The sequence below is a fragment of the Microcystis sp. M144S2 genome, from assembly GCF_020246065.1.
Classification (GTDB): Bacteria; Cyanobacteriota; Cyanobacteriia; order Cyanobacteriales; family Microcystaceae; genus Microcystis; species Microcystis ichthyoblabe_A.
On sequence record NZ_JADBTR010000068.1, the window covers coordinates 22,147 to 29,207 of the forward strand.

General features: G+C 43.5%; 6 protein-coding genes. 3 read left to right on the forward strand and 3 right to left on the reverse strand.

The features are described from left to right. The first annotated feature begins 504 nt into the window (after positions 1 to 504). A complete protein-coding gene (locus tag IM462_RS09260; protein WP_002793930.1) occupies positions 505 to 1,086 on the forward strand; it encodes a DUF1997 domain-containing protein in 582 nt (193 codons plus the stop codon). Between the two features lie 8 nt (positions 1,087 to 1,094). Next, a complete protein-coding gene (locus tag IM462_RS09265; protein ID WP_002731942.1) occupies positions 1,095 to 1,445 on the forward strand; it encodes a Rieske (2Fe-2S) protein in 351 nt (116 codons plus the stop codon). Between the two features lie 287 nt (positions 1,446 to 1,732). Here the strand turns inward: IM462_RS09265 and IM462_RS09270 are convergent, their stop codons facing one another. The 3 genes from IM462_RS09270 to IM462_RS09280 form a co-directional block, all read right to left on the reverse strand. After that, on the reverse strand, positions 1,733 to 2,545 hold the full coding sequence (locus IM462_RS09270; RefSeq protein ID WP_002776799.1) for a DUF362 domain-containing protein: 813 nt from the start codon (positions 2,543 to 2,545) through the stop codon (positions 1,733 to 1,735). 15 nt (positions 2,546 to 2,560) lie between these two features. Next, entirely contained in the window at positions 2,561 to 3,547 is a 987-nt protein-coding gene (gene dusA / locus IM462_RS09275; protein ID WP_287701108.1) for a tRNA dihydrouridine(20/20a) synthase DusA, read from the reverse strand. A 334-nt stretch (positions 3,548 to 3,881) separates the two neighbouring features. Further along, entirely contained in the window at positions 3,882 to 5,246 is a 1,365-nt protein-coding gene (locus IM462_RS09280) for a collagen-like protein (RefSeq protein ID WP_287701110.1), read from the reverse strand. Positions 5,247 to 5,452: 206 nt separating this feature from the next. Here IM462_RS09280 and IM462_RS09285 point away from each other — a divergent pair, with 206 nt between their 5' ends. Next, a complete protein-coding gene (locus tag IM462_RS09285; protein ID WP_002784562.1) occupies positions 5,453 to 6,742 on the forward strand; it encodes a glucose-1-phosphate adenylyltransferase in 1,290 nt (429 codons plus the stop codon). Positions 6,743 to 7,061: the final 319 nt, after the last annotated feature.

Below are 7,061 nucleotides of genomic sequence, written 5' to 3' on the forward strand. Positions count from 1 at the left end.
AAAACTCACCATAACAGCACCCACCATCGAATCCGTCTTACAATCTAAATACAATAGTGCGATCGCCGATCTTGTAGGGTGCGTTCCCTAATGCAAGTCCCACTGCTCCAGCGATCGATTTTGGGGAACGCACCATGCCCATTGATTGAAGTTGTGGGTTAAAGTGCGATGCCGCTCTTGTGGGCCTAGTTGGGGCAGCAATTCTCATTTTGAAACGATTTTGCGTTGTTTCAGCGATCTAGAGATTCGTTAAGAATTATTAACCCCTCTAGGTGCAAGGGTTTTAATGTCATGAAACCTTAAAATGAGAATTGCTGCCCGCTCCCCCCCACTCTTGACTTAAAACCCCCCACTGATCACTGATCACTGAAAAAAGCCCAACTTTGGGCAAAAATCTGGTTTGTGTCCCCTCTTAGCGGTAAAATTTCTACATCTGGACCGTCGAAAAGTATAAGTTTTGTAAAGTAAAATTAAGAAGGGAGACAAATTTAAGATAACCAACGTATGGAAGTAACTTTTACCGCTGCCGAATCCCTAGAAATTGTTGTTGCTGAACAAACCATACCGATTCAGCATTATCTGCGTCAACCGCAAAGATTAGTACAGGCTATCGTTGAGACTAGCTTAACAGAACACCTGTCTGAGAATCGGTTTCGCCTAAAAATGCGTCCCCTAAACTTCTTGAATATGTACTATTTTCAGCCCACGGTTATTCTTAATGTCTGGGCCACCTCTGAGGGGACGATATTTTTGCAATCAGAAGACTGTCAGATCAAAGGTATTGATTATATCAACGATCGCTTTAGCCTCAATGTTCAAGGCAAACTCGCTCCTGTGGAAAAAAATAATCAAACCTATCTAGCGGGGAAAGCCAATCTTGAGGTGAAAGTCGCCTTACCACCACCATTATGGTTAACCCCGCGTCCGCTGTTAGAAATCGCCGGTAATAGTCTCTTAAAAGGGGTTTTATTGCGGATTAAACAGCGTTTAATGAGTCAATTGTTGCAAGATTACCAACAATGGGCTAAACAGGATATTATTGCCCAAAATTACCCCGAAACGATTCTCGATCTCTCCCTTAGTTAAATAAAAATATGAGTTGGACAAAAGTATTATCTGTAGATTCCCTTGCCCCCGGCGCCCGTCAAGTGGTAAAAGTGGGGGAAAATTCCATTCTGTTGATTAACAATAACGGTCAATTCCACGCCGTCGGTAATCGTTGTCCTCATTTAAAATTATCGATGACGAAGGGCAAAATTACCGAAGACGGCGCGATCGTTTGTCCCTGGCATCGTAGTTCTTTTGATCTCTGTAGTGGTGCTGTCAAAGACTGGATTACCTGGCCCCCTGTGGTTAACAAAGCGATGGCGGCAGTTTCTCAACCCCAAGCTTTACCCGTTTATCCCCTTCGCATCGAAGACGGCAGCATCTGGATAGACGCATAACCGCTCACCGAGGGGGGGGTTTTGGGCAACCTAAAGAGCAGTTCACTCGACAATGGGGTAATCTTGGAGAATGTCAAACCCTACCTCGCTCGCTTCCGTAAAAACCCAGTTATAGACTGTTTCCCCCTCCGCTCCGGTGATCCCCACTCTCCTGTATATTTTTTAAACAGGATTTAGTATAAAATACCGTCATGTCAGCCTAGGAGTGGAAGGCTTTGCAGTAGAAATAATAAGCCAGAGCTTATTTAATACAAGTGTTTGCCTATTTTAGCCAAAAATTATTAACTTTAATTGGTTTCGTTTAAAAGTTGAGAACGAAGCAAATCGATCGCATCTAAATAACTCGGCATCGGTTCATCACCCAACAGGCAAGCACTGCGATCCACGCTAATCATATCATCACCCCAAAATACTTGACCCAGAGGAATAGATTTTCCTCGATCCGGTCGCCAATTACTACTAAAATATTTAAGATTAGCGTCCACCACTGCCCCATCAAAAAGATGACCGATACAAAAATAAACATCCTGTAAAATTAGCGGTACGGAGGGGCGATGTAATTGCCCCCGCGAGTTGGGACTACGGGCTTTATAATGACTACGGGGAAAGAGTCCATAGAGATTTTTTAAAGAAGCAGAAATCAAGGGTTTATCCTTTAAATGGGTGCGTTTTAAGGTTCCAATCGTGATCCGACAATCCACTTCTTCGATAATTTTAGGGGCAAACATCGAGGGAAACCGGACAGGAAAAGGGGAAAGATTCGGATATTCTTGCTGGGTTAAACTATCAGCATCAAGAATAGTTATTCCAGGATCGAGAATAGATTTTACCCCCAAAATATCGATAATTTCTCTCAAAGAAATAGCAGAACAAACTCCCTCTAATAAGATGATTTCTGCCCCAGGATTTACCCCCCTCAATCCCCGCAAAACTTGACTTAATACCGGCAGACTAACCGTTACTGGTGGTGGCACAGGATAACCTAAATTAGGTTTAATTAAAATACGTTTAGCTGTGATAGCTGCCGGGGGAGGTTGATAAACAAAATCCGCCATAGCTGAATTTTTTACCCCGGCAGTAATTGAGGATTGGGTAATCATAGAAAAGAAAATAAATTAATGGGAATTGGCCAGATCATTTAGGGAATTTACCTGCTCTAAAGCTTGCCAGATTACCCCAGAATCGGCCCCAGGAAAATGGCTATTTTCACTAATATAACGCTTCCAGGCTTTAGTTCCGGGCTGACCGGCAAAAAGCTGTAAAAGATGTTTGCTGATCTGGTGTAATTTATAACCTTTACTCACCCACTCATCGACGTAGGGAAGCATTTTTTTGATTACTTCTTCCCGGGTAGGAGGAGTAACCGATTCCCCATAAAAATCTCGATCGACTGTGGCAAATAAATAGGGATTATCGTAGGCTGCCCGACCGATCATGACCGCATCTACTAATTGTAAATGTTGTCTAGCCTGTTCTAAATTAATGATACCGCCATTAATTTCAATAAACAAATGGGGAAACTGATTTTTTAGGCGATAAACATCATCGTAACGCAGGGGGGGGACAGTGCGATTTTCCTTAGGACTTAATCCCTGTAACCAAGCTTTCCGCGCATGGATGGTAAAACGTTGACAACCCGCATCTGCGACAATACGGACAAAATTCGCCATATTTTCGTAACTATCCTGATCATCAATACCAATTCTCTGTTTTACAGTCACGGGAATCGATACAGCTTGATTCATTGCCGATATTCCCCTAGCGACTAATTCCGGGTTAGCCATCAAACAAGCGCCGAAATTGCCCTCTTTTACCCTAGAACTAGGACAACCCACATTGAGATTTACCTCGTCATAACCCATATATTCGGCTATTTTAGCACATTCTGCCAAAATATAGGGATTATCACCCCCTAACTGCAAAGCTAGAGGTTTTTCTGCTAGGGAGAACCCCAGCAACTTATAGCGATCGCCGTGTTTGATCGCCATCGTCGTGATCATTTCCGTGTAGAGAAGGGGACGACGGCTAATTTGTCGCAAAAAATAGCGAAAATGGCGATCGGTATAATCCATCATCGGCGCCACACTTAAAATATTGCCCATCTTTCCCTTGATTTTCTCCTTGAGGGTAGCCATTGATCGCTGATCGCGGCATTCTCTGGGTTTCCCCAGAGAAGAACCGGTCTTCCTCTCAACATATTTTAAAGCTTTTTGGTAAGTAGGTAGGCGTTAAAAATTATCAGACACCACCCTTATCAAGGGGGGACTAAGGGTAGGGTTGATTCATGAATCAACCCTACTATGAATCAACCCTAGTACTAAGGGGGGATCGAACCTAAAATCTATTTTTAATTTAATTATAACCAGCTACTTAAGTTGGCTATCTAAATTACTGGTTAAGACTGCACGAGAGAAAGGAGAAGGGGACTTTTTTGACTTATCTCCGTGGGATATTTGCCCCTTTAATCGTGTCGCGGATGACGATTTTTTGTTCTTTGGAATAACCAGCAAAAGAACGAGTAGCAAGTAACTCGATTTCTATCCCCGTACCCGATCGCAAAGATTCCACGGGTAAGGGTAATTGACCGATATCGAGAATAAATTGATTGCCCTCCTGTCGAACCAAATTAGCAGGCATATCTCCTTCATAGCGAGTGACAAAATCGGTTCTGGGACTGGTTTGCAGGTCATCTGCTTGCCAACGAGTGACGCGATAACGCAGTTTAAATTTAGTGCCGATTAAATTTGATTGGGAAGCTTTATCTTCGAGAAAAAGCCTTAAATCAGTACCATTTCCTGTAATACCTTTTGCTTCTAATTGGGTGACATCTCGTTCAAAAACAGCATTATAAACGACAAATTCCGTAACATTATTGCGTTTTTGAGTGGTTCCCTCAATCCACAATTCACTGGGGACAGTTACCTTCATTTCCTTTTGATCATCGAGGGTTAAAGTAAAACGCTGATTAGCAAACCGGTTAAACTCTTGGGGCGCATTCCAAATTAAAATAAAAGAACGTTCAGATCGATCTAATAAAATCCGATATTGATCATCGATCAGGGAACCGGGAGAAAATAAAGACATTGCCCCAGTGCGAGTTTCCCAACTATTTTTAGAGAGAATATAACCCCGTTCTTTTAACTCCGCAAGGGCAACAGTTGCGCTCGGTTGATCGGCAGTTAAAGGGCGATCAATTTGAATTAAAGTTAACTGTCCTAAACGTCCCTCGCGACCGTTACGACCACTATTACCCGTCGCCCCATCCAGACCATCCTGACAGCTAAATTCTCTGGTGGTACAGCTATAATTGGCATCCCCCGGCCTACCGCTACAGGTTTGAATTGTCCAAAAAGGTTGGGAACAGCGACAACCCTTGCCTCCTTGGCCTCCCTGACCCCCAAAACCTCCAGCGCCTCCGGCCGCATTAACCGTTATTTGTCGGAGAAAATCTAAATTAGTAGCATAGAGGGTTAAAGCGCCGCCATTGCCCCCATCACCACCATTACCCCCATTGCCACCGTTACCACCACCGGCCGCCTGAAGATTTCGTGTGACGTTGCTAGGTTGACCGCTACAGTTGCCATCGCTGCCATTGCCGCCATTTTCACCATCAACCCCTTTTTGTCCTGAAATATCGAGTTTTAGGGGAGAACCATCGAGAAAAAGGGTTAAACTGTCACTATTTTTGCCTTGGCTGCCGACCTTGCCAGCTTTCCCACTTTGACCTTGTTTACCGAAAGTCTGTACATCGGAACCTTGGGCTAACCAAGAACAGCGATCGCCAGTCACCGTGGCGGGCATTAGGTAAGGTAAAGGAAGAAAAAAGGTGAATATTAATGATTTAGCCCAGAAATTCATGATTTTAGCGAATTTATCCGCAAAGACTCCGATCAATTCCCTCTTGATGACTTTTGGATCTAGATTTTTGTTTCCCCTCTATCAATAAGGTGCGCTATCATCCTACACTTACTTTGAGAAGGAAACAGCCAATCGCGAGGGTTACGCGCGTGAAAAAAGTATTAGCTATTATCTTAGGTGGCGGGGCCGGAACTCGCCTTTATCCGTTAACGAAACTGCGGGCAAAACCTGCCGTCCCCCTAGCGGGAAAATATCGCTTAATCGATATTCCCGTCAGCAATTGTATTAACTCCCAGATTGACAAAATCTATGTGTTGACGCAATTTAATTCCGCTTCCCTCAATCGTCACCTCAATCGTACCTATAATTTTACGGGTTTTAGCGATGGTTTCGTGGAAGTTTTGGCGGCTCAACAAACCATGGAAAATCCTCAATGGTTCCAAGGCACGGCCGACGCAGTACGACAATACATCTGGACGATGAAGGATTGGGATATCGATGAATATCTAATTCTCTCGGGAGATCATCTCTATCGCATGGACTACAGCAAGTTCATCGAACGCCATCGGGAAACCAACGCCGATATCACTTTATCAGTGGTTCCCATCGATGAACGTCGGGCCTCCGCTTTTGGGGTGATGAAAATCAATGATTCGGGGCGAATTGTCGATTTTTATGAGAAACCCAAAGGGGCAGAATTGGAAAGAATGCGGGTAGATACGACGATTTTAGGCTTAAGTCCCGACCAAGCTCGTCAAAGTCCCTACATCGCTTCCATGGGAATTTATGTCTTTAAAAAGAATGTTTTAATCGATCTGCTCGATGCCAATAAAGAACAGACCGATTTCGGCAAGGAAATTATTCCCTCGGCGGCTAAAGACTACAATCTTCAGGCTTATTTATTTAAGGGTTACTGGGAAGATATCGGGACGATTGAAGCCTTTTATGAGTCTAATCTCGCCCTGACTCAACAACCCAATCCCGCCTTTAGTTTCTACGACGAAAAAGCCCCCATCTATACCCGTTCTCGCTATCTGCCACCGACAAAAATGCTCAATTGTACGGTGACAGAATCGATGATTTCTGAAGGTTGTATTCTCAAAGAATGTCGCATCCATCACTCGATTTTAGGTATTCGTAGTCGAGTCGGCAAAGACTGCACGATCGAGGATACAATGCTGATGGGAGCCGACTTTTATGAGTCTTTCCCCGAACGGGAAAGTCTGATCGGAAATGCCAAAATTCCCGTGGGTATTGGCCCTGGTTCCACTATTCGTCGGGCAATTGTGGACAAAAATGCTCGCATTGGTTCCAATGTTTTAATTGTTAACAAAGATCGTGTGGAAGAAGCTAATCGCGAAGATTTAGGTTTCTATGTTCGCAGCGGCATCGTGGTTATTTTCAAAAATGCCACTATTCCCGACGGCACGGTAATTTAATCTATCAGTTATCAGTTATCAGTTATCAGTTTTTCCATTTTTCTAGTTATTATCGCTTGAATATAGCCGCAGGCTGATGGCTTCAGCTAATTACCTAGACAATTCTCTTGAAATCCTAAGTAGCTGGTTATAATTAAATTAACAATGGATTTTAGGTTCGATCCCCCCTGCCCCCCTTGATAAGCTATCCCTTATAGGGATCTTTCTTAACAATTTTTGCAGTAAGCACTCCAACCCTTATCCTGACTTGATTTCAGTTTTTTCTTTGTCAGTAAGGGTGTCAACAAGGAATATTACAAATTGTTAACCGAGTCTTGAA